Genomic DNA, 21,135 nt, shown 5'->3' on the forward strand with positions numbered 1-21,135 from the left:
GTCGGCATTGGAGCTGGTGGCCAAGATCAAGGGCTTGGTGAAGGACACGGATCGGCACGGCAACGCGCGGTATTATTTCCGCCGCGCCGGCCAGCCGAAGGTCCGCATTCGCTCGACATATGGCACGCCTGAGTTTCGGGAAGAGGTCCGCTGCGCCGAGCTTGGCATCCCCTTCGCCGGCATCGATGCGCCGAAACCCATCGCTCCGCGCAGCCCGGCCGCCAAATCCGGCTCACTTAAATGGCTGTCGCTTGAATATGCGCGCCGCAACAAGGCCACATGGAGCGCAGGCTATTTCGATCTGATCGACCGCGTGCTCACCGAGATTTGCCTTGAAACCAATCTATCGACCAGCGGCGCCCCAAACGGCGACCTGACCTATTCCGGCATGCAACTCAAGCATGTGGCGCAGCTGCGCGACGAAAAGAGCGACCTGCCGCACGCCGCCAACCGCCGGATCAAAACTCTCAGCGCCATGTTCACCTGGGCCATTGGAGCGGGGCTGGCCAAGCACAACCCCGCCAAGGATTGCCCGAAGGTCAAAACCTCGGGCGACGGATTCCACACCTGGACGCTGGACGAGATCGCCAAATATCGCTACCGTCATGCTGTAGGCAGCAAACACGACCTCGCACTACGGCTCTTCCTGATGACCGGCCTGCGCAAAAGCGACGTTGCGATCCTTGGCCGCCAGCACATCTATGACGGCCCTGATGGTCGACGCATCCGCATCACGCCGGGCAAGACCAAGTCCAGCAGCCGCGTTGTGGTCGATATCCCCCTGCTCCCGTCGCTCGCCGAAGCCGTTGACCGGGTGCCGAAAACGCAGATGACATTTCTCGTTAGTGCGCGCGGCAAGCCGCACAGCCCCGCTATGCTGGGCAATTTGATGCGAGAATGGTGCGACCAGGCCGAGCTACCGCATTGCAGCGCCCATGGCCTGCGCAAGGCCGGCGCTGTCATCGCCGCCGAGGCTGGCGCGACCAGTCAGCAGCTGCAGGCCATCTTTGGCTGGACAACCTCGGAACAAGCCGACCACTACACCAAGGCCGCCAACCGCAAGAAGCTCGCCACCGACGGCGCTAAGTTGCTGACTATGGCTCCGCAGGTGGGACAATCGGGAAAATAAGCCCAACGAATTCAATACGGGGATTTTGTCCCACCCGACCCCTAACCCGTTGGCCCGCCTTCACCCTCGCATGCCTCCCGGGATCGCCATAAAAACTCCATAAATATCAATGACTATGATGGAGTTGCCCTTTCGCTGGGCGAGTATGGATCGTTCGTGGATGCGCGAACCATAAGGGTGCTACGCACCTCTGGGGCTCCAGTGAAGCGGTGGTTCTTGATGCTGGGTCGCAGATTTGGCGCCTTGTCCAAGTGGACGACAGCAAATTGTCACATTCATGCGCGGTCCAGGCTTGGCCGACTGCATAATTTTCTGTTGTTGTAAATAGACGCAGAATCGTTACTTGCGCGCGATGAATTCAAGGGCTAGAAGCGCCCAATCAGCTGGGGCAGACCGATGAGTACTATACGGAAAATGGAGTATATTTTGGTGGCGGGCGCTTGCATCATTGCGGCCTATTGGTTTGTGATGTCTTGACCGACCAACCAATACGGGACGACGATGCAGCAGAACGCCCGGCAGCAGAGCCTTTCGATCCCTGGGAAGACAAGTTCAACTCACATTACCGACCATCCAGCACCGAGCGGGCCAATAAAGAGCCTGACAATGAGCCTGATTCGACAGCCAGGTAGGCTGGTCCTGCCCGCGTGAGGCGAACAGCGACGACTCAGCCTGCTGCCGCTGATGCCGAAATCTGGTGAGCGACGAATCCCCTGCTCCGCTCGCCGCCACCGGCTCTAGCGCCGCATTTTTCCAAATTTGCTAAAAATCGAAGCCCATCTGCGATACCGGCTTGGCCGCGCGTGGCTTGGGTGAGGGTTCGGGGGGCGCAGGAGCCGGCTCTGCCACGATAGCCGTGGTTTTTGCCGCTGGCACAATCGCCGCAGTCTTTGCCACCGGCGCAGTGAAGCCGGCCAGCCAAGTTTCGACCGGCCTGAGCCGGGACGGATGCAGGCCATAGCGGTTTTCGCGACCGGACTTTTTCTCACTGATCAATCGTGCTTGCTTGAGCACGCGCAAATGTCGCGAGATCGCCGGACGGCTGATATCGAAGGAGCCGGCAAGGACGTGAACCGGTTGCGGTCCGTTGCGCAGGATTTCGAGAATGCGGCAACGGGTCGGGTCGGCCAGGGCGACAAGGGTGGCGATGGGCGGCATGCGGTTTCCGAACTGCTTTGGCCGATGCAGTAGTAACGACAGCGTTACCCGTCAAGCTTTGCCCTTGCCAGACAAGGGGTTGTTCACCAGATGTGTTGAGCCGGGCTTTACGATGCCGCGCGATGGCCGCGTTGCGGCAATAATCTGGTCACTTCCCTGCGCCAAGGTCGCGGTTACCGGAGGGACGACCGTGCAGAAGCTGTCAGCGACATATTCATGGTGGAGCCGCGAACAACGGCCGTTCACCCGTGCCGAAAAAGTGGTCGATGGTATCGTCCATATCTTCGGTCTGATCGTCGCCATCGCCGCTGGTTCGGTGCTGCTGGCTTTCGCCATTTTGCAGACGGCGCCGGAAGCGGTGCCGGCGCTGGTGGTCTATGTCGGCTCGCTGGTGACGGTGCTTGGCGTATCGCTGGCCTATAATCTATGGCCGGTTTCGCCGATCAAGATGGTGCTGGCACGCTTCGACCAGGCGGCCATCTTCCTGTTCATCGCAGGCTCCTACACGCCGTTTCTCGCCGTCATGGGCGGCACGACGACCGGCATGCTGATGACCAGTTTTGTCTGGGGCGCCTCGCTGATCGGGGTGGCGCTCAAGCTTATCGTGCCGGAGCGCTTCGGACGGCTGGCCATTGTGCTCTATCTGGCGATTGGCTGGAGCGGGATCTTGGTGTTCCAGTCGCTGGCACAGACCCTGCCCGCCACGACCATGTGGCTGCTGCTGGCCGGGGGCGTGACCTATTCCTGCGGCATCGTCTTCCATTTGTGGGAAAGACTGAAGTTCCAGAACGCATTGTGGCATGTGTTCGTGGTCGCGGGGGCCAGCCTGCATCTGTGGGCGGTGATCGACTGCATGGTCATTCACCGGCTGTAGTCAGTCCGCCAGCGTCCCGACGCGGTCATGCTCCATGGTGTCGCCGGGCTTGAGCCCGATTTCGACCGAACGCCCACCCGGAATTTCCAGCACGAACTGCACCGGCGCCCCTGAGGGAATCGAGGTGACGTCGTGGGGGCGCGCATTGACGTGGATGGATTTGATCACCCCGTCGGCGTCGACAAAGATCATGTCGAGCGGAATGAAGGTATTGCGCATCCAGAACGAGACCGGACGCACTTCCTTGAAATCGAACAGCATGCCGGCGTCGTCGGCCAGTTCGGTGACGAACATCAGCCCCTGCGCCCGGCTTTCGGGCGTATCGACGACATCGACATTGAAGCTGTAGTCGCCAGTCGCGCTATGCAGCACGAGCCTGGAATCGTCCGCAAAAGCGGGCAGCGGCAGGGCCAAGGCGGCAATGGCAATAACCGCTCCGGCGCGGCGCAGGACCGGGGCGAAATCCAGAGCAGACAGCATCATAGGGGCAATTCCTAGTGGGAAGACGGCGCGTCGCCCCAACCATCGGGCCGGATTTCGGCGACCATAAGGCCCTTGGGACCATTGCCGTAGCGCACCAGCACATATTGGCCTGGCCGCAGTTCGGTGATGCCGAAGCGGCGAAGCGTTTCCATATGGACGAAAATGTCGGGCGTGCCCTCGCCAGCCGAGAGGAAGCCGAAACCGCGAATGCGATTGAACCACTTCACTTCGAGCCGGACCATACCCGAGGTTGGCTCCACCACCACATGGGTGCGGGGCGCCGACATCTGGGCGGGGTGGCGGGCGGTCGATTCGTCCATAAAAACGATGCGGAAGGCCTGGAGGCCACCGGGACGATTGAGCGCCTCGACGACGATGCGGGCACCTTCATAAGCGGTCTGGTAGCCGTCGCGGCGCAGGCAGGTCACATGCAGCAGCACATCGGGCTGGCCATCATCGGGGATGATGAAGCCGAAGCCCTTGCCGGCATCGAACCACTTGATGGCGCCGGAGATTTCAATGGTATCGAGGCCGGATTCGCCGGCTGGGGATGGCGTGTCGGAATGGCCCACGGAGTCTGTCGTACCCGACAGCCTCGCGGCATCGTTGCCTTCGTCGGTGAATTTCCCCCCCATACGCCCCAAAACCCTTCGCACTCGCCTCGCTGACGCGAGGTACAAATCACTTTACCGATCTGCACTCTGTCCGATTCAGCCCTGCTTGTTAAGACTCTGTTTGGAATTGGTTCGGTTGCCGAGCCGCTTGGCGCTTGCTAGGCCCTTGGCCAACCGATTTCGCAAGGAGATGCGCCATGAAATATCTGCACACCATGGTCCGGGTGACCAATGTCGAGGACAGCCTGCGATTCTATTGCGAAGGTCTGGGGCTGCAGGAAACGCGGCGGACAGAGAATGAAAAAGGCCGGTTTACGCTGATTTTCCTGGCGGCGCCGGGGGATGAAAGCGCCCAGGTGGAACTGACCTATAACTGGGACCCCGAGGAATATACCGGCGGTCGCAATTTCGGCCATCTGGCCTATCGGGTGAAAGATATTTACCAGCTGTGCCAGCATCTTATGGATATGGGCGTGACCATCAACCGGCCGCCGCGTGATGGGCATATGGCCTTTGTGCGCTCGCCGGACGGGATCTCGGTGGAGCTGATCCAGGAGGGTTCCCTGCCCCCGCAGGAGCCGTGGCTGTCGATGCCGAACACCGGAAAGTGGTAACACGCTGCTGACGTTGACGTGACTACCACAAGCAATTCGTTAACCGTCACCGTTAGGCGGCGGTTAGCGAAACCGATCGTATTTTAGCGACTTCACCGAATGGACCGTTATCTGTTGCAAAAATGCAGCAGAGGTCGCCTGGAAGTCGCCATGCCCGCTCCTCTCCGCACTCTCTTTGCCATCGCGACCACGACGCTGATGCTGACAGCGTGCGTGCCCATGGCGATGTTCGCCACCTCCAGCGGCGCTGGCTATTCCGGCAAAAAGAATGACTGGGGCACGTTTGTCGCCAGCAATGAGGTCAACGCCTTCTGCCTGTCGCCCAAACTGCGATTCCTGGTGTGGGAATTCGAAGGCCATTTCGGCCGCAAGGTGGTGATGAGTTCGGGCTATCGCGACGGCCAGCACAATAATGCAGCCGGCGGCGCCGACAATTCCTACCATACCCGCTGCATGGCCGCCGATTTCTACATTCCCGGCGTCGACAAGCAGCAGCTGATAGATTTCGCCATGCGCACCGACAGCGTCGGCGGATTGGGGTGTTATCCGGGCCGCCAGTTCATCCATGTCGACGTGCGCGACCGGCCGCGCGGCTACAATCGGCCTGTCACCTTCTCGGGCTGTTGATAAATTTGCGTTTTTTGGCGCTTATGGGTTGCACAACTGAAATCCCCAAACTATACGACACCCAGCGCTTAGGCGCCCTTCGTCTATCGGTTAGGACGGCACCCTTTCACGGTGCAGAGAGGGGTTCGATTCCCCTAGGGCGTACCATTTCCCCTTGCTAGCGGGGTTGCTGAAAAGCTAGCATTCGAGTTCCTTGCTCCGCGCCCATCGTCTAGCGGTCAGGACACCGCCCTCTCACGGCGGGAACAGGGGTTCGATTCCCCTTGGGCGTACCAAGGTCTTGGCAATTCGCCCCTCTGGGGCTCGCCAGTTTCATTTTCACTGATGTTGCATTGAGAATCGCCCGTTTGGGCGGCGGCTCGGTGTGTTTGATTCGTTGCTTCGCCGAATCGGGCCAGTGGCAGCTCGAAGTTGTCCTGCGAGGGGGGAGCCGTACCACCCTCACTCCAACCCTCACCACCGAAGGGCAAGGGGATTTGGCTTCCTTCTGGTCAAATCCAGAGCGGCCTACACATGATGCAGCCCCTCCCCTATTATTAGAGGGCTGGGCAGGAGGGGGCAGACGCCCGACGACCGGAGCATCCAAGCAGCAGCTTCCTCGCTCCAGCGCTGTCCGCTGGCGCTCAGAGGGGGCGGCGATACTGATAGATCCCCACATCGATCGAGCCTTCGGTGAAGCCGGCCTCGCAATAGCTGAGATAATACACCCATTTGCGCTTGAACTCTTCGTCGTAGCCGAGCGGAGCAATCATCGGCCAGCGTTCGAGAAAGCGCTCGCGCCACAGCTTGAGCGTCTTGGCGTAGCTAAGGCGGAAGGTTTCGACGTTTTCCAGCACCAGATTATATTTGTCGCCGAATTCCTGCATCACCGTCTTGGTCAGCAGCATGCCGCCGGGGAAGATGTAGCGCTGGATGAAATCGGGGCCGCTGCGATAGCCGTCGAAATCAGCCTCATTGATGGTGATGGCCTGAATGGCGGCGGTGCCGCCGGGCTTGAGGCGATCATGGATGGTCTGGAAATAGCTGGGCCAATTGTCCTCGCCCACAGCCTCGATCATTTCGATGGAGCCGATATGGTCGAACTGGCCTTCGGTATTGCGATAATCCTCGAAAACCAGGGTAGCGAATTCATCGAGTCTCTGCCCCGCCAGGCGTTCGAGGCCGAATTTGAGCTGTTCGGCCGACAGGGTGATGCCGCGCAGATTGGCCTTATAGTCCCGGGCGATGGTTTCGGCGAAGCCGCCCCAGCCGCAGCCGATTTCCAGCACGCTGGAGCCGGCGGTGACACCGGCCATATCGGCGACGCGGCGATATTTGATGAGCTGCGCCTCTTCGAGGCTTTGATCGCCCGAGGTGAAGACCGCTGAGGAATAGGTCATCGAGGGGTCGAGCCACTGGCCGTAGAAATCATTGCCGAGGTCGTAATGCTCGGCGATGTTTTTCTTGGAGCCTTCCAGCGTGTTGCGTCGGGACAGATGATAATGCAGGTCGCCGGCCGCCTTGCGGAAAAAGCCGGGATTGGCCTGCTCGAACATGTCGCGATTCTGCAGGAAGAAGCGGAACAGCGCGGTGAGATCATCGACCTCGATATCGCCATTCATATAGGCGGAGGCAAAGCCCACCGTGCCGCGCTGCATCGCCTCGGTGATGACGCGGAAATTGCGTAGTCGGAGTACCGCGCGCTCGCCGGTCGCCGGATTGCCTACGGTGCGGGTGCGGCCATTGGGCAGGATGACGGTGAGCGCCCCGTGGCGGGGCTTACCGACCAGTTTCAGGCCGATCTGTTCGACGGCCCAGGAGGCGAAATGCGTCCACGGCGTTACGCCGGTATTGCTATTTTCTGCTACGGTTTTCGTCATCTTGCCGCTGATCCAAATATCGAAAAACTTGGCAAGGCGGCGGCCGGGCGCCGCCTCAATCTGAGCGTCGGCGACATATTCCGAGGCACGAAAACGGTGCTTCTCGGGCTATGCCGACCAGCAGTTTAACGGTGATAAAGGGATATGCAAGCAGCAGTTTTGGGGCTTCAGCCCTTGGGCTTGGCCAGATCGGTGAGGCGGAACTGTACCTGTTCGCGGCCCTGATAGTGGTCGATAGAGAGTGCGCCGGCGAAATGGAAGGCGCTGTCGCCGCCGCGCAACAGGGCATCGCCGATGGCGGTATTGGCGGCGCGGAAGGCGATGGCCTTGAGCCGCGCGCCATCTTCGGAGGTCAGGGTGAAGCTGACATGGCCGCCCTTGCCGACCACCTGGGCGAATTTGGCCCGATGGGCGGGAAAGGCAAAGACTGGGCCGGGATTGCCGGAGCCGAACGGCCCGGCGCGCTCCAGATCGCGCACCAGATCGAGGCTGGCGCCGCGCGCGGTCAGCGCCGCGTCGACGGGCAAAGCGGTGGCGGCGCGGGCGATGGCGACATCGCCCGCCAACGCTTCGGTGAGGAAGGCGCGGAAGCCGCCGAGCTGGCCCGGCTTGATGGTGATGCCGGCCGCCATGGCGTGGCCGCCGCCTTTAGCGATCAGCCCCTGCTCGACGGCCTGGATGACGACGCGGCCGAGATCGACGCCAGGCATGGAGCGGCCTGAGCCGGTGCCGGTGCCATCGGGATGCAGAGCAATGGCGAAGGTGGGGCGACCGAAGCGCTCGCGCAGGCGTGAGGCGATGAGGCCGGCGACGCCGGGGTGCCAATTGGCGGAAGCCAGCACCAGCACCGGCGGGCCCTCGCCGCTACCGATTTCCACCTCGGCCACGGCGGCAGCTTCTTCGACGGCCTCCACTTCGATGCGCTGGCGCTCGGTGTTGAGTTCGTCGAGGCGGGCGGCGATGGCGAGCGCGTGGTGCTCGTCATCGACGGTCAGCAATTCGGTGCCGAGCGCGGCATTGCCGATACGACCGCCGGCATTGATGCGCGGGCCGATGAGAAAGCCCAGATGATAGGGGTTCAGCGGGCCGCTCAGCCTGGCGGCCAGGGCAAGAGCGGCGATGCCCTTGTTGTCGCCGCGACGGGCGACTTCGAGACCGCGCACGACGAAGGCGCGGTTGAGCCCGGTGAGCGGCACCACGTCGCAAATGGTGGCCAGCGCCACCAGATCGAGCAGCTTGAGCAGGTCCGGCAGGCCGGTATCGCCGCGCTGGCGCAGGGTGCGGTTGACCGCCACCAGCACCATGAAGGTGACCCCGGCGGCGCAGAGATAGCCGAGGCCGGAAATATCGTCGGCCCGGTTGGGATTGACCAGCGCATTGGCATCGGGCAGCGCGTGATCGGCCAGATGGTGGTCGATGACCAGCACATCGACGCCCCGGCCCCGGGCATGGGCGATTGGGGCGGTGCTGGTGGTGCCGCAATCGAGGGTGATGATCAGATTGGCGCCGGCATCGATCAATTTGTCCATCGCCGCGATATTGGGGCCATAACCTTCAAAGATGCGGTCGGGGATGTGGACCTGCGGCTCGATGCCGAAATGGCGGAGATAGCGCGCCATCAGGGCGCAGGAGCAGGCGCCGTCGACGTCATAATCGCCGAACAGGGCGATGGCTTCGTTGTCGGCGATGGCCTGGGCCAACCGATCGGCCAGCGCGTCCATGGCGGTAAGCGTCGAGGGATTGGGCATCAGCCCTCGAATGGTGGGCTCGAGATAGGCTTCGGCTTCATCAATGCCGACGCCGCGCGCCGCGATGATGCGGGCGAGAATTTCGGAAATCCCGCTGCGCTGGGCAATGGCGGTGGCGGTCCGGGTGGTGCTGGCATCCAGCCGGTCGGTCCAGGCGCGGTCGGTGACCGAGCGGGAAACGTCGAGGAAAGGGCGCGGCGCGTCGAGCATGGGGGAGAGGTAGGCGATTTGGGCGGTGCTGGGAAGTGGTTGTCTTCACCTCTCCCTTTCCTCTCCAACGCACCACCCGGTAAAGCCCCCTCACCGGCGCTGCACACCGACCTCTCCCCCGAAGGGAGAGGTGAAGACCGCCTTACCTGGCGTGTTGGGCTTTGATCCAGCGGACGGTCTGGCTCCAGGAGCGCATGACGATGGTGCTGGTTTGCACCGCATTGCGGCTGAGGCGGATGCCGTCGAGCAGGCTGCCATCGGTGACGCCGGTGGCGGCCACCAGCACGTCGCCGGACGCCAGTTCGGTAACGTCGTAGATACGGTTGGGGTCCTTGATTCCCATGGCGACGGCGCGGTCGCGCTTGGCCGGGGTATCGAGGATCAGCTTGCCCTGCATGTGCCCGCCAATGCAGCGCAGGGCCGCGGCCGCCAGCACGCCTTCAGGAGCGCCGCCGGAGCCGAGATAGATATCGACGCCCGAATCCCAGGTGTTCACGGCATGGATGACCCCGGCGATATCGCCATCGCTGAGTAGTTTGACGGCAACGCCCGCGGTGCGCAGCTCCTCGATCAGACCCGCGTGACGCGGCCGGTCGAGTACGATGGCGGTGATTTCCGACAGCGGCACGCCCTTGACCTGGGCCAGCGCCTTGACGTTTTCAGTGGCCGTCCAGTCGATATGGACGGTGTCGGGGGCGTATTCGCCGCCGATGGCGATCTTGTGCATATAGACGTTGCGGGCCACGTTCAGCAGCCCGCCGCGCTCGGCCATGGCCAGCACAACGATGGAATCGGGCTGATTCTTGGCGCAAAGAGTGACGCCTTCGAGCGGATCGACGGCGATATCGACCTCAGGCCCCTGCCCGGCCCCGACCGACTGGCCGATGAACAGCTCTTCGCATTCGTGCTCTTCGCCCTCGCCGATGACGATGCGGCCGGAGATGGCGACGCGGTCGAGTTCATCTTTCATCGCCAGAACGGCGGCCTGGTCGGCGGCTTGCTCGTTGCCCTTGCCGCGCCATTCGGCGGCTGCAACGGCGGCGCGCTCGGTGACGCGCACCAGTTCCAGGGTCAGGCTGCGGTGTAGATTGGCGGGGCTTCTATCGCCCTCTACCTTGCTCAGTCTCATAGTTCCTCCCCAAGGCACATCGCGATGGTGGCCTGTGAAGCCAGGCTCTCTGCGCGTCCGCGCTCACGTATTCAACATACGTCGCGCGCCGGTTCTTGCGATCCTGCCTTCTCGGCTCCTCCTGGCGCGATCGCAATACCCTCTTTCGGGGTACTACAGCGCTTCGATGCGGATCAACTGCGGATCGCCCACAATAAAGCCATCGGCGGCGATCTGCGCCAGTGCTTCGCGCACCGACGATTCCAACGTCTGCTGGGTGATGATCACCACCGTGCGGGTCGGCGAGCCATCGGGCGCCACAGCCTTAGCGCTCAAATCCGACCGCTGGATGACAGAATCGATGGAGATCGCGTGTTCGGCCATGCGGCTGGTGATCGAGGCGAGCGCGCCGGGCATATCCTTGGCATTGATGCGGATATAATAGCCGCCCTCATGGGCCCGCATCGGGGCTTCCTTGTAGGGCAGCAATTCGGGGCTCGGAATGCCGAGCGGCGGCACGCGGGTGCCCCGGGCAATATCGAGAATATCGGACAGCACCGACGCCGCCGTGGGCGGGCCGCCAGCACCAGGGCCGGCCAGTAGTAATTCATGCACGTGGTCGGTTTCCAGCGCCACGGCATTCATCACCCCGTCGACGCCGGCAATGGCGCTGCTCTTGGGCACGAAAGTGGGATGAACGCGCTGCTCGATGCCTTCATCGGTGCGCTGGGCGATACCCAGCAGCTTGATCTTGTAGCCGAGTTCAGCGGCGACCTTGATGTCGTGCTGGGAAATCTTGGAGATGCCTTCGACGCTGATCTTGTCAGGGGCAATCTCGTAGCCAAAGCACAGCGTGGTCAGGATGGAGAGCTTGTGCGCCGTGTCGAAGCCTTCGACGTCAAAGGTCGGATCGGCCTCGGCATAGCCGAGCGCCTGCGCGTCCTTGAGGCAGGCGGCAAAGCTGATGTCCTCATTGCCCATGCGGGTGAGAATATAGTTGCAGGTGCCGTTCATGATGCCGAACACCTTGGCGATGCGGGCCGAGCCCAGCCCCTCGCGCAGGGTCTTGATCACCGGAATTCCACCGGCAACCGCCGCTTCAAAGCCGAGCTGGGCGCCCGAATCTTCGGCCATGCGCGCCAGCAACACGCCGTGCTTGGCCAGCAGGGCCTTGTTGGCCGTGACCACCGGGCGGCCGATTTCGAGCGCCGCTTTCACCGCGGCAAAGGCCGGACCGTCTTCGCCACCGATCAGTTCGACAAACAGGTCGATGCCATCGGATTTGGCCAGGGCCACCGGATCGTCGAACCATTCGAGCCCGGAAATATCAATGCCGCGGTCGCGGGAACGCGAGCGCGCGGCAACGGCCGTCACCACCAGCTGGCGGCCCAGCTTGCGTTTCAGCTCCAGGCCATCCTTTTGCAGGATTCCGACCAGCGTCGCGCCGACATTGCCCAGCCCGGCCACGCCGATGCGCAGCGGCGGCAGGCTTTCGCCATCGCCATAATCCTGCATCGCCCGCAAGATGCGGGTGCGCGTCTCGGAACGCGGCTCGCGGCCCTCGCGCAGGTCAAAGACGAAGAGCGGATCGCCCGCAACGGTGCGGCCGAACCGGGTCGGCGTCCAACCACGGGCGGAGATGAAAGTTTCGACGGCTTGGCGGAAAGAGGCAATGTCATTCATGGTGGCGCCATCTGCATAGGAATGTGCCTAGTCGTCAATAGGAGTTTGGTGTTGGCGCGTTGATGTTGGCGCAATCCCCTTGGCTTCTCCCCTTGTGGAGAAGGTGCCTGAAGGGCGAATGAGGGGATATATCCGCGGGCGCGGATGCATGGGCATACGCAGGCCCCCCCACCCAGCATTTCTGCTGAACGCAGCAATGCTATCCCTCTCCCGCAAGGGGAGAGCGTAGAAAGGCGTATTAGCCGACCAGCGGCACGACGTTTCCTGACCCGGCCTTGGTGCCCAACAGCTTTTTGATGTTGCGGGCGGCCTGGCGGATGCGCTGTTCGTTTTCGACGAAGGCGAGGCGAACATACTGGTCGCCATATTCGCCGAAGCCAACGCCGGGCGCGACGCCGACGCCGGTTTCCTTGATCAGCAACTTGGCGAATTCGAGCGAGCCGAGATGGGCGAACTGCGCCGGAATCGGGGCCCAGGCGAACATGGTGGCCTTGGGCACCGGAATCTCCCAGCCGGAGCGGCCAAAACTGTCGACCAGCACATCGCGGCGCAGCTTGTAGATCTTGCGCACATCCTCGATCACGTCGTCCGAGCCATTGAGCGCGGCAGTGGCGGCGACCTGGATCGGGGTGAAGGCGCCGTAATCGAGATAGGACTTCACGCGGGCCAGTGCGGCGATCAGGCGCTCATTGCCGACGGCGAAGCCGACGCGCCAGCCGGGCATGGAATAGGTCTTGGACATCGAGGTGAATTCCACCGTGATGTCGATGGCGCCCGGCACCTGCAGCACCGACGGCGGCGGCGCATCCGCATCGAAATAGATCTCGGAATAGGCGAGATCGGAGAGGATGAAGATGTCGTGCGCCTTACAATATTTGACCACCTCGGTGTAAAAATCGAGATCGGCGGTGTAGGCGGTCGGGTTGGCCGGGTAGTTCAGCACCAGCGCGATGGGCTTGGGGATCGAGTGCCGCACGGCGCGATCCAGCGAGCGCATGAAATCCTCATTCGGATCGGCGGGCATGGAGCGGACGACGCCGCCGCTCATGATGAAGCCGAAGGAATGGATCGGATAGGTCGGGTTGGGCACCAGCACCACGTCGCCTGGGGCGGTGATAGCCGAAGCCATATTGGCGAAGCCTTCCTTGGAGCCAAGGGTGGCGACCACCTGGGTGTCAGGATTAAGCTTCACGCCGAAGCGGCGGCCATAATAGCTGGCCTGGGCCTTGCGCAGGCCGGGAATGCCGCGCGAGGTGGAATAGCGGTGGGTGCGGCCGTCCTTGACGGTCTCCTGCAGCTTTTCCACGATGTGCTGCGGCGTCGGCATGTCCGGATTGCCCATGCCCAGATCGATGACGTCGACGCCTTCGGCGCGAGCCTTGGCCTTGAGCGGATCGATATGCGCAAACACGTAAGGGGGAAGACGGCGGATTTTGTGGAAGTCGTCGTTCATGATTTCCTCGGCGGCCCTGCTGGGACCTGAAACTGGACCGCGACGCGCCTGACGGGCGCCACACCTCATCTTGGAGGCGGTGATTATCGCGGAATTATGGTTGTGAACGGGTTAAACGGCTCCTGGTGGAGCGCTTTGTCGTGTTCGGCTCCTCCCGGCCCCAATCGGGCCTTGCGGGAAGAGCTAGCGGGCGTTTGCCGCCGCCATGAAGGCAAAATGGGCCACTGCACAGCCGGCGAGCGAAGCTCCAACCTCAGCAACAGTGTACAGAGACTGCATGTCCCTTGCCCTTCAGATGCGATTTTTGTAAGGAAATCAGCTATCGATAAGGCCGTTCATAAATCCTCCTCCGGGTATTGTAAATGGGCCGAGGGACGCCAACCTTCGGCTCCAGAACGGTGTATGATGAGGTTTTGACTTTGAAGCGCATTGCCCTTGTCACGATCGGCACGCAAGGCGACGTTCAACCCTACCTGGCGCTAGCCATCGCCCTCAAGGAGCGCGGCTATTCCGTCATCCTGGGGGCGTCGGAAGAATTCCAGGGCATGGTAGAAGGTTACGGCATCGAGTTTCACACGCTCGGGCCCTCGATCCAGTCGTTTCTGACCCAGCAGCGTTTTGAAAACGCCATGAGCCAATCCATGCTCATCAACGGGCCATCCCTGCTCCGGCAGGGCCAGCAAATCGTCGACACCGCCGCGCGGCACGCCTGGAACATGTGCCAGGGCGCCGACATGCTGATCCTCAATATGAACACCAGCTTTGGCATCGACATTGCCGAGGCGCTGCATATTCCCGCCATCATGGTGGGGCTGCAGCCGCTGAATTCGACCAGCGAATTCCCGCTCTGCATCTATTACGGCGCCGATTTCGGTCCGGCCTTCAACAAGCTCACCTATACGGCAATGACCGTGCAGCAGATCTACTACAATCTGCCGCGCAACAAGCTGCGCCGCGAGCTGATGGGGCTCGACGCCCGCAAGAAGGGTGGTTTTTTCCGCAATACCGACGGCACGGCGATGACGACGCTGTATCCCTATTCGCCGGTGGTATCGCCGCGTCCGCGCGACTGGCCCAAGAGCGCCATCGTGACCGGCTATTGGCAGCTCAAGGACCGCACCGACTGGCAGCCATCCGAGGCGTTCCAGCAATTTCTCTCCGAGGGCGAAGCGCCCGTCTATATCGGCTTTGGCTCGATGCCGTTCGGCGCCGAGCGCAATACCAAGATTCTGAAGGAAGCCGTCGCCATGTGGGGCGGCCGCGCCGTGGTGGCGCGAGGCTGGGGCGGCATCAATCCGCAGGACCTGCCGGACAGTATCTTTGCCATCGAGAAGGCGCCGCACGACAAGCTGTTCAAATATGTGTCGGCCGTGGTGCATCATGGTGGCGCCGGGACGACCTCGGCAGGCCTCCACCTGGGCCGGCCGACCTTCGTGGTGCCGCAGGCCGTGGATCAGCCCTATTGGGGCCGGCGCGTCTATGAGTTGGGCTGTGGGCCCAAGCCGGTGCGGCTGCGCAAGCTGACCTCGGATATTCTTGCCGGCGCACTGGCGGACCTCGCCACTAATGCAGATTATCGCCGCAACGCTGCGGATGTCGCCGAGCAGTTGCAGGGCGAAGATGGCGTCGAAAAAGCCATCAAGGTGATTGAGCGGGTGATGACCAACTACGTGCCGCGCACGCCCAAGGCGCCCAAGATCAAGAAGCCGAAGAAGGCCAAGCCGGCGCTGAAGCTGGTCGGCTAGACCTGACGAGGAGCCACGGACATTAAAAAAGGGGAGGCTTGCGCCTCCCCTTTTCCTTGTGATGTACCCTGCCCGATCAGGCAGCGACGGCCTCGTCGAGGGCTTCGATGCTCTCGCCGCGATCATAGACCTCCTGATTGAGGATGCCCTGACGCTTGGCGACGATGGTCGGCACCAAAGCCTGGCCGGCGACGTTGACGGCGGTGCGGCCCATGTCGAGAATCGGATCGACCGCGAGCAGCAGGCCGACGCCTTCAAGCGGCAGGCCGAGGGTGGACAGCGTCAGCGTCAGCATGACGGTGGCGCCGGTGAGGCCCGCCGTGGCGGCCGAACCGATGACCGACACGAAGACGATCAGCAGATAGTGCTCAAGGCCCAGCGAGATGCCGAAGAACTGGGCCACGAAGATGGCCGAGATCGCCGGGTAGATGGCGGCGCAGCCGTCCATCTTGGTGGTGGCGCCGAGCGGTACGGCGAAGGCGGCGTATTCACGCGGCACGCCCAGGTTCTGCTCCGTGATGCGCTCGGTGACCGGCAGTGTGCCGATGGACGACCGCGAGACGAAGGCGAGCTGGATGGCGGGCCAGGCGCTCTGGAAGTAGCGGATGGGGTTGAGGCCGTGGGCCTGCAGCAGCACCGGATAAACGATGAACAGCACCAGAGCCAGGCCGATATAAATGGCCGCCGAGTACCAGCCGAGCTGGGCCAATGCGTCCCAGCCATAGACGGCCACGGCATTGCCGAGCAAGCCGATGGTGCCGATTGGGGTCAGGCGAATGACCCACCACAGGATTTTGTGGATGATTTTGAGGAAGGCGCGGTTGAAGGCGAGGAACGGATCAGCTGCCGGACCAACCTTGAGGGCGGCAATGCCGACCACAATGGACACGATCAGGATCTGCAGCACGTTAAAGTTGAGGCTGGTGGTCGCGCCGCTATCGGTGACGCGAGTGGACGCCTGCAGGCCCAGTAGATTGGATGGGATCAGACCCTTGAGAAAATCGAGCCACGAGCCAGTGGAGGACGGCGCGCGGGCGGCGGTCTCGGCGACGGCGGTATTGAGGCCGGGCTGGATGATCAGGCCCAGCGCAATGCCGATGCCGACCGCGATCAGTGCGGTGATAGCGAACCACAGCAAGGTCTGCCAGACCAGCTTGGCGGCATTGTTGAGCTCCCGCAGATTGGCGATGGAGGCCACGATGGCGGTGAACACCAGCACAGGCACCAGCGTCCGCAGCAGCGAGACGAAGGACGAACCGATGGTGGAGAGGGTCTGCACCAGCCAATTGGCCTGGCCGGCGGCATCAGGCCCCATCTGGCGGGCAATGTAGCCCAGGATGAGACCGATCACCATGGCGGCCAGAACCTGGAAGCCGAAGGAATAGTAGAAAGGTTTGGGCGCGCGGGTTACCCGGGCGGGGGATATGGTGGTGGGTGACATATTTGACCTGCTTGTGAGCAAGTCGGATAGCCCAACGACCGGGCCGCACGACTTGACGTTGAGCATAATCTACCCCGGCAGCGGGAAATTGGCTGCGTACGGAATTCCATTTCAAGCGGATGCAGGAAAATTTCCTGTCAGAACCACTCGATTCCCCGCAAAGGGCTTGCCAACACTCAGATGCGGCGCAGCGCCAGCGTAACGAGGGCGGCCAGCAGCACCGGCAGCAGCAGGGCCGCGATGAAGGCTAGCACCATGATGCCGATGCCCACATCGAACCAGGCGAGCGCCAGCAGGCCGATACCCGCCAGACCGAAGGCGATGCCTATGCTGCGATGGACCGCGACCCAGGCGCGGTCTGAGCCCACCGGCCAGGGCATGCGCAGGCCGGCATAGGTGTGCCGCTCGGCTTCGAACAGCACGATCCCCAGCACGAGCAGCACGGCGCCCAGCAGGATCGCGGTGAAGCGCACCAGATCGAGGTCCGAGCCGATGCCGGCGAAGAGCAGCCCCAACTGGGTGGCGGCAATCACCGCCAGCAGCAGGCTCAGGGCCGGATCGAAGATGTGCTGGGTTTTGGCAAAATGGTTTTTGGTCAGCAGGCGACCGAGCAGGAAAAACGCGGCCAGCAGCAGCAATTGCACAATGGGCGCCACCAGCAGGGCGGGATCGCGCGGCCATAGCCAGTCGGCGCTATTGCCGGCCCAGTGGGCAGCAAAAGCAAAATCGGCGGGGATGCGATAAAATCCGACGCCGGTAATGCCCAGCGTCACCATCAGGAGCAGGAGATGAAAACGGGTAACAAGGGTCTGCATGACGCCCGAGATGTAGGATGCTCTGAGCAAAAGAAAAGGGCCGGTTTCCCGGCCCCTCTCCAAATATGTTTGTGAAGCTTAGCGCTTCGAGAACTGGAAGGACTTGCGGGCCTTGGCCTTGCCGTACTTCTTGCGTTCGACGACGCGGCTGTCGCGGGTCAGGAAGCCACCCTTCTTGAGGATCGGACGCAGGCTCGGCTCAAAGAAGTTCAGCGCCTTGGAGATGCCGTGACGCACGGCACCGGCCTGGCCGGACAGACCACCACCAGCAACAGTGACGACAACGTCGTACTGCTCGGCGCGTTCGGTCGCGACGATCGGCTGCTGCACGATCAGCTGCAGCACGGGACGAGCGAAATAGGTAGCGAACTCACGGCCATTGACCACGACCTTGCCCTTGCCCGGCTTGATCCAGACACGAGCAACGGCGTTCTTGCGCTTGCCAGTGGCATAAGCGCGGCCCTGGGCGTCGAGCTTCTGGACATGCACCGGAGCGGTGTTGATGACCGGAGCGACGGTGGAGGCGCCGAGTTCTTCGAGGGAGTTGATGGTTTCGGCCATATTACTTCACCCGCGCATTCTTGGAGTTCATCGCAGCAACATCCAGCTTGGCCGGGTTTTGCGCTTCATGGGGATGCTCGGCGCCGGGGTAGACGCGGAAGTTCTTCAGCTGAACGCGAGTCAGCGGACCACCAGGCATCATGCGACGGACGGCGTTCTCGAGCACGCGCTCGGGGAAACGGCCTTCCAGGATCTGACGCGCGGAGCGGTCCTTGATCCCGCCGGGGTGACCGGTGTGCCAATAGAACTTGTGCTGATCCAGCTTGCGGCCGGTGAGCTTCACCTTGTCGGCATTGATGACAACGATGTTGTCGCCCATGTCCATATGCGGGGTGAAAGTGGGCTTGTGCTTGCCGCGCAGGCGGGCGGCAATGATCGAGGCGAGGCGACCCACGACGAGGCCTTCGGCGTCGATCAGGATCCACTTCTTTTCGATCTCGCTCGGTTTTGCCGAGTAAGTGCTCATGCTTGAATTCCCTAGATAATTGGGGCTTGCAGCCTTCATCCAAGGAAGAAAGCGGCTTGTTCGGAGGCTTCCCTAAGGCAGGATTCGATACAGGTCAAGCGTCTTGAAAAGATCGTGCTATTTCAATGCCTTACAGATGCGGTATTATATTACCGCACCTAGGGAACGCCTTTTGGTCAGGTCGGCCAGATAGGCGCAAATGCTCGAGGCGAGGATGAAGGCCAGGCCCTGATGGCCGACGGCCAGATCGATCTGGATCATCGACAGCAGCGTGGCAATGCCCAGGCCTACCTGGGCCAGCACCAGTACGGCAATCAGCACCAGCCAGCGGTGGACGCCGCCCAGCCCTGCCCCGCGTGCCTGCAGGATCAGCAGCACCGCCACCACGGCAGTGATGAAATAGGCCAGCATGCGGTGGGTGAACTGCACGGTCAGGCCATGCTCGAAGATGCTGCGCCAGACCGGCTCATGGGCGCCCAGACCGTCGGGGATGAACTTGCCTTCCATCAGCGGCCAGGTGTTGTAGCCCATGCCCGCATCAATACCGGCGACGAAACCGCCGGCGGCGATCTGCAGCACCAACAGGGTGAGCAGCAGCGCGATGGTGGTGACGTTGAAACTTGTGACAACGCCCTCGGTCGGTTGCGGGCGCATGCGCCGGGCGACCCAGACCAGCGCCAGCAGCAGCAGTGCGGCGGCGGTCAGATGGGTGGCGAGGCGGTATTGCGACACCGAGGTCAACTCGGACAGGCCCGAAGTGACCATCCACCAGCCGAGAAAACCCTGAAAGCCACCCAGCAGGAACAGCCCGGTCAGCGGCACGACCATATCGCGGGTCAAGCGCTTCTGAGCCAAGAAGACCACGAAGGGGATGGCGAAGGCAAAGCCGAGCATGCGGCCGAGGAAGCGGTGAATCCACTCCCACCAGAAGATGCCCTTGAAGTCCTCCAGGGTCATCCAGTGGTTATAGACGTCATATTGGGGGATCAGCTTGTAGCCGGCGAACTCGGCCAGCCAATCGGCTTCCGACAGGGGCGGGATGATGCCCGAGATCGGCCGCCAGGTGGTGATCGACAGGCCCGAGCCGGTCAGCCGCGTCATGCCGCCAACCATGACCATGCAGAGCACCATGAAAGCCATGACATAGAGCCAGATACGCACCGGGCGCAGCCGGTCGGTGGCAAAGGTGGTTTGGCTCAGTGCGGCGTTTTGGACGGTGGTCACGGCAGATTCCCGGTGTCGGTGGGGGTGCTGGAGTGGTATGCCCGAGGCAAGTTTCCTGCAACAGGCGCGATGCCGCACATGACCCAGCGTAGCCGCAAGGCCTTCGGAATTCTGCTGATCCTTGGTTCGATCGTGGCCTGGCTATCGATCTTCACCTCGATCTATCTGGCGTTTCCGCCCGACCTGCCGATCTGGATCCTGATGCCCTATTTCATCGTCGCGGGTATGGGATGGCTGTACCCGGCCATGGTGCTTATCCGCTGGATGTCCAAGCCGGACTAACCCGTCAGTTTCCCCATCACGGAAAAGATCGCACCAGTCGCGAAAACATCGACATAGCGGCGGGACTGAAAGTAACCGTTGAGCGAGATGCGCGGCAGAGCGTGTGGCGTTTGGGCGTGGTGGGCGTAAAGGCCGCCGGGTCGCGTGGTGACGGCTGAACGGAAGCCGAGATCGCGGGCCAGTTCGAATTCGCGCGGGCCGGCAGAGAGCGGGCCGCCCAATGGATAGGAAAAATGCGCTGGACGCTGGCCAAATTGGGCCAGCAGGATATCGGCGGATTGGGCGATTTCACTGCGGGCCTGCTCGAGTGGCAGCTTGGCCAGTTCGTAGTGATGCACGGTATGGGCGCCGATGGTGCAGAGCGGGTCGCCGGCAAACAGGCGCAGCTCCTGCCAGTCCATGATCAGGTCGCGGCATTGCTGGTCGAGATCATAGCCATAGGCCGTGGCAAAGCTGCGCACGAGTTGCACCCGCTCAGCCTCGGGCATTTTGCGCATTTGCCAGTAGAGCGCGTCGAAAGCCGCCTGTTTCTGGGCGGTGTTGCGCGTGTCGACATAATCGGTCTGGCCATTGGAGGTCATGGCAATGGCCTCCTGGCGGGCGATGATGTCTTCGATGGCCTGCCACCAGAGTTCGCCCACACCATCGACCAGGGCCGTGGGCACATAGAGGGTAAAAGGCGCTTCCTGCCGCTGTAGGATGGGCAGGCCGTGGCGGAGATTGTCCTTATAGGCGTCGTCGAAGGTCAGCACGACGAATTTGCGGCCGGCGACCAGGGAAGCGAGGCGCTCCAGCGCTTCATCGAGACTGACGATATCGAGGTCCAGGTCGCGGACCCGCTCGATGACATATTCGAGAAAGTCGGGCCGCACCTGCAGGATGGCATTGGGCGAGAAATCGGCGGGCGCTTCGGGCAGCACGCGATGCAGGGTGAAAATCACCCCGCGCGAGGTGGACAGGCTGCGGATGAGGCCGGGCAGCCGCGTGAGCCACAGCGCTTCGAACATGGCGCGGATTGCCGTGTATTTGACGGACATGGCC

20 protein-coding genes and 2 tRNA genes are annotated in these 21,135 nt (G+C 62.2%); 8 read left to right on the forward strand and 14 right to left on the reverse strand.

Annotated elements, in window-relative coordinates; translation table 11 throughout:
- Positions 1-16 precede the first annotated feature (16 nt).
- Positions 17-1,129 carry a tyrosine-type recombinase/integrase gene (locus ACX3OZ_RS17370; protein WP_459105070.1) on the forward strand — a complete coding sequence of 371 codons (1,113 nt, stop codon included), beginning with the start codon at positions 17-19 and terminating at the stop codon, positions 1,127-1,129.
- A 762-nt stretch (positions 1,130-1,891) separates the two neighbouring features.
- Here ACX3OZ_RS17370 and ACX3OZ_RS17375 read toward each other — a convergent pair.
- Positions 1,892-2,287: an ArsR/SmtB family transcription factor gene (locus ACX3OZ_RS17375; protein ID WP_459097679.1), complete on the reverse strand. Its 396-nt coding sequence runs from the start codon at positions 2,285-2,287 to the stop codon at positions 1,892-1,894.
- A gap of 190 nt (positions 2,288-2,477) precedes the next feature.
- Between ACX3OZ_RS17375 and trhA the strand changes: the two genes are divergently transcribed.
- On the forward strand, positions 2,478-3,161 hold the full coding sequence (trhA, locus tag ACX3OZ_RS17380) for a PAQR family membrane homeostasis protein TrhA (protein ID WP_459097678.1): 684 nt from the start codon (positions 2,478-2,480) through the stop codon (positions 3,159-3,161).
- On the opposite strand, the gene ACX3OZ_RS17385 is transcribed toward trhA, so the two are convergent.
- On the reverse strand, positions 3,162-3,644 hold the full coding sequence (locus tag ACX3OZ_RS17385; protein WP_459097677.1) for a DUF192 domain-containing protein: 483 nt from the start codon (positions 3,642-3,644) through the stop codon (positions 3,162-3,164).
- 11 nt (positions 3,645-3,655) lie between these two features.
- Positions 3,656-4,279: a cold-shock protein gene (locus ACX3OZ_RS17390; protein WP_459105071.1), complete on the reverse strand. Its 624-nt coding sequence runs from the start codon at positions 4,277-4,279 to the stop codon at positions 3,656-3,658.
- 176 nt (positions 4,280-4,455) lie between these two features.
- Here ACX3OZ_RS17390 and ACX3OZ_RS17395 point away from each other — a divergent pair, with 176 nt between their 5' ends.
- The 4 genes from ACX3OZ_RS17395 to ACX3OZ_RS17410 all read left to right on the forward strand — a co-directional run bounded on the left by ACX3OZ_RS17395 (position 4,456) and on the right by ACX3OZ_RS17410 (position 5,774).
- Positions 4,456-4,872 carry a VOC family protein gene (locus ACX3OZ_RS17395; protein WP_459097675.1) on the forward strand — a complete coding sequence of 139 codons (417 nt, stop codon included), beginning with the start codon at positions 4,456-4,458 and terminating at the stop codon, positions 4,870-4,872.
- Positions 4,873-5,022: 150 nt separating this feature from the next.
- Entirely contained in the window at positions 5,023-5,499 is a 477-nt protein-coding gene (locus ACX3OZ_RS17400; protein WP_459105072.1) for a YcbK family protein, read from the forward strand.
- Positions 5,500-5,571: 72 nt separating this feature from the next.
- Positions 5,572-5,646, forward strand: a tRNA-Glu gene (locus ACX3OZ_RS17405).
- Between the two features lie 53 nt (positions 5,647-5,699).
- Positions 5,700-5,774: transfer RNA gene (locus ACX3OZ_RS17410), tRNA-Glu, on the forward strand.
- Between the two features lie 348 nt (positions 5,775-6,122).
- On the opposite strand, the gene ACX3OZ_RS17415 is transcribed toward ACX3OZ_RS17410, so the two are convergent.
- The 5 genes from ACX3OZ_RS17415 to ACX3OZ_RS17435 all read right to left on the reverse strand — a co-directional run bounded on the left by ACX3OZ_RS17415 (position 6,123) and on the right by ACX3OZ_RS17435 (position 13,560).
- Positions 6,123-7,358, reverse strand: coding sequence for a class I SAM-dependent methyltransferase (locus ACX3OZ_RS17415; RefSeq protein ID WP_459097673.1), 1,236 nt, complete (start codon positions 7,356-7,358; stop codon positions 6,123-6,125).
- 167 nt (positions 7,359-7,525) lie between these two features.
- On the reverse strand, positions 7,526-9,316 hold the full coding sequence (gene recJ / locus ACX3OZ_RS17420; RefSeq protein WP_459097672.1) for a single-stranded-DNA-specific exonuclease RecJ: 1,791 nt from the start codon (positions 9,314-9,316) through the stop codon (positions 7,526-7,528).
- 142 nt (positions 9,317-9,458) lie between these two features.
- Complete coding sequence (gene glpX / locus ACX3OZ_RS17425) at positions 9,459-10,445, reverse strand: class II fructose-bisphosphatase (protein WP_459097671.1); 987 nt, start codon at positions 10,443-10,445, stop codon at positions 9,459-9,461.
- A gap of 153 nt (positions 10,446-10,598) precedes the next feature.
- On the reverse strand, positions 10,599-11,939 hold the full coding sequence (locus ACX3OZ_RS17430; RefSeq protein ID WP_459097738.1) for a homoserine dehydrogenase: 1,341 nt from the start codon (positions 11,937-11,939) through the stop codon (positions 10,599-10,601).
- 406 nt (positions 11,940-12,345) lie between these two features.
- Complete coding sequence (locus tag ACX3OZ_RS17435; RefSeq protein ID WP_459097670.1) at positions 12,346-13,560, reverse strand: LL-diaminopimelate aminotransferase; 1,215 nt, start codon at positions 13,558-13,560, stop codon at positions 12,346-12,348.
- A gap of 419 nt (positions 13,561-13,979) precedes the next feature.
- Between ACX3OZ_RS17435 and ACX3OZ_RS17440 the strand changes: the two genes are divergently transcribed.
- A complete protein-coding gene (locus tag ACX3OZ_RS17440) occupies positions 13,980-15,305 on the forward strand; it encodes a glycosyltransferase (RefSeq protein ID WP_459097669.1) in 1,326 nt (441 codons plus the stop codon).
- A gap of 76 nt (positions 15,306-15,381) precedes the next feature.
- Here ACX3OZ_RS17440 and ACX3OZ_RS17445 read toward each other — a convergent pair whose 3' ends face one another.
- The 5 genes from ACX3OZ_RS17445 to ACX3OZ_RS17465 form a co-directional block, all read right to left on the reverse strand.
- A complete protein-coding gene (locus tag ACX3OZ_RS17445) occupies positions 15,382-16,746 on the reverse strand; it encodes a dicarboxylate/amino acid:cation symporter (protein WP_459097668.1) in 1,365 nt (454 codons plus the stop codon).
- Between the two features lie 176 nt (positions 16,747-16,922).
- A complete protein-coding gene (locus tag ACX3OZ_RS17450; RefSeq protein WP_459105073.1) occupies positions 16,923-17,591 on the reverse strand; it encodes an SdpI family protein in 669 nt (222 codons plus the stop codon).
- 48 nt (positions 17,592-17,639) lie between these two features.
- Positions 17,640-18,122 carry a 30S ribosomal protein S9 gene (gene rpsI, locus ACX3OZ_RS17455; protein WP_459097666.1) on the reverse strand — a complete coding sequence of 161 codons (483 nt, stop codon included), beginning with the start codon at positions 18,120-18,122 and terminating at the stop codon, positions 17,640-17,642.
- Between the two features lies 1 nt (position 18,123).
- On the reverse strand, positions 18,124-18,588 hold the full coding sequence (gene rplM, locus ACX3OZ_RS17460; protein ID WP_459097665.1) for a 50S ribosomal protein L13: 465 nt from the start codon (positions 18,586-18,588) through the stop codon (positions 18,124-18,126).
- Positions 18,589-18,732: 144 nt separating this feature from the next.
- Positions 18,733-19,812, reverse strand: a complete 1,080-nt coding sequence (locus ACX3OZ_RS17465) for a COX15/CtaA family protein (RefSeq protein WP_459097664.1) — start codon at positions 19,810-19,812, stop codon at positions 18,733-18,735.
- Between the two features lie 78 nt (positions 19,813-19,890).
- Between ACX3OZ_RS17465 and ACX3OZ_RS17470 the strand changes: the two genes are divergently transcribed.
- The gene (locus ACX3OZ_RS17470; protein WP_459097663.1) at positions 19,891-20,094 is read left to right on the forward strand and encodes a DUF2842 domain-containing protein; all 204 of its coding nucleotides are present in this window, start codon (positions 19,891-19,893) and stop codon (positions 20,092-20,094) included.
- Here ACX3OZ_RS17470 and ACX3OZ_RS17475 read toward each other — a convergent pair.
- Positions 20,091-21,131: a polysaccharide deacetylase family protein gene (locus ACX3OZ_RS17475; RefSeq protein WP_459105074.1), complete on the reverse strand. Its 1,041-nt coding sequence runs from the start codon at positions 21,129-21,131 to the stop codon at positions 20,091-20,093. The two genes, ACX3OZ_RS17470 and ACX3OZ_RS17475, sit on opposite strands and share 4 nt — an antisense overlap.
- Positions 21,132-21,135: the final 4 nt, after the last annotated feature.

It is taken from the genome of Devosia sp. A369, assembly GCF_054489345.1.